Source organism: Arthrobacter silviterrae (assembly GCF_011045165.1).
GTDB classification, from domain to species: domain Bacteria; phylum Actinomycetota; class Actinomycetes; order Actinomycetales; family Micrococcaceae; genus Specibacter; species Specibacter silviterrae.
In genome coordinates, this window is sequence record NZ_JAAKZI010000074.1 from 1 (window position 1) to 1,843 (window position 1,843).

The 1,843-nt window shown below is 58.3% G+C and carries 2 protein-coding genes; both read left to right on the forward strand.

Annotation, left to right across the window (positions count from 1 at the left end; translation table 11 throughout):
* On the forward strand, positions 1 to 613 hold a 613-nt coding region (locus tag G6N77_RS19400), incomplete at its 5' end, for a DDE-type integrase/transposase/recombinase (RefSeq protein WP_165183811.1).
* 396 nt (positions 614 to 1,009) lie between these two features.
* On the forward strand, positions 1,010 to 1,843 hold an 834-nt coding region (locus G6N77_RS19405; protein ID WP_338083841.1), incomplete at its 3' end, for a DEAD/DEAH box helicase family protein.

Consider the following 1,843-nt stretch of genomic DNA (forward strand, 5'->3'; position numbering starts at 1 on the left):
TATCACCAAATTGGCCGGCCCGATCAAGGGTAAATACTACGACTGCTACGTCATGATCGACATCTACTCGCGCTACATTGTCGGCGCCTACGTCCATGCCACCGAAACCGGTGAACTGGCCGTGGAAATGATGAAGGAAATCTTCGGCATCCACGGCGTCCCCCAGATCGTCCACGCCGACCGTGGGACCTCGATGACGTCCAAAACAGTCGCCGCGCTACTCTCTGATTTGGAGGTCACCCGGTCTCATTCCCGGCCCCGCGTCAGCAATGATAATCCATACAGTGAGGCCTGGTTTAAATCGCTGAAGTTCGCACCTGTGTTCCCCGAACGTTTCGGCTCCCTGCCCGATGCAAGGACCTTCATGGCCTCCTTCGTTGAGGGGTACAACCACACTCATTGCCACACCGGAATCGGCCTCAACACCCCGGCCGATGTCCACTACGGCCTCGCCGCCGACAAAGCCCTTGAACGCGCCAAAACCCTGGCAGCCGCGCGGGCAAAAACACCCGAACGGTTCACCACCAACAACGACCCCAAAATCCTCGCCATCCCCAACACCGCCTGGATCAACAAACCAGCCGAGAAAGACGACACAAAAGTAGCAGCCTAACTCCCGCTGGCCTCATTCACCTTGACAAATTCCGCGTCCACCCGTCACATGGTATGAACCTCAGAGACCGTCAGAAGTCATATGTCCAGATGGCCATGTCGGTGCGGGCACCCTGAATGGTCAAGACTCGATGAGTGCTCGGTAGAATCAGCTTGGGGGCAGGCCGAGCAGCGGCCGCGCGATCCTCTGAAGTTCGCGTGCGATGCACGCCTGACTGCGAAGGTGATATCTGTGGCAATTCGTTGGGACGAGATCAACCCGAACAAGGGTGCCAAGCTCACCCGCCCTCGAGAGATCTACGCTTCGCTGGAGGGCCTCAAGTGGTCGCGTCTTCGCCCGGAACAGAATGAGGTTCTGGACAGTTGATACGACCGTCGGAGTGAGCCCGACCTGGTTCTGAAGCAGAACACAGGTGGAGGCAAGACCCTCACGGGGTTGCTGATCGCACAGTCGAGCCTGCACGAGGGCGTGGGCCCCGCCGTCTTCCTGGTACCGGACAGCTTCCTGATCCAGCAAGTAGCCGATGAAGCAAACGATGCCAAGATCCCCGTGACCACCGACGCGAATGATGAACTGTTCCGGTCTTCTCGATCGATCCTGATCACCACGTTCCACAAGGTCGTCAACGGGCGCAGCTCATTCGGGGTGCGTGGGGTGAAGAAAGTCGTCACCCTGGGAGCCGTCATTGTCGATGACGCCCATGCTGCTCTCGCCGCGACCAACGGGATATTCGCTGCCACTATCCCGTTCTCATGCAAGGCCTTCGATCAGATGCTCAAGCTCTTCGCGGCCGAACTCAAGGAACAGGGTCCGAAGGCGTTTGCAGATATTGAGGCTGGCGACCAAGGGTCACCGATCCGCGTACCGGCGAAGGCACTGGCGGACCGTGTCGATGAGATCATGGCTGTTGTCAGGCCGCATGCGGACGACGACAAGCTCAATACCCTCTTCTTTGCGTGGCCGTTCGTCGCCGATCAGTTGAAATTTGCCACGATCACCTTTACTTCTCGGGGAGTTGAGATTAAAACCCCTTGCCCTGAGGTTGCCATGATCCCGGCGTTTCGGCAGGCGAAGCGTCGCGTGTACCTTACCGCGACGTTGGAAGACGAAGGAGTGCTCGTCACCGAGCTCGATGCAGACCCGGAAGCAGTGAGAAAGCCGATTACGCCGAAACAGGCCTCGGACTTGGGAGATCGCATCATACTGGCTCCTCTGTCCATCAATCCCCAG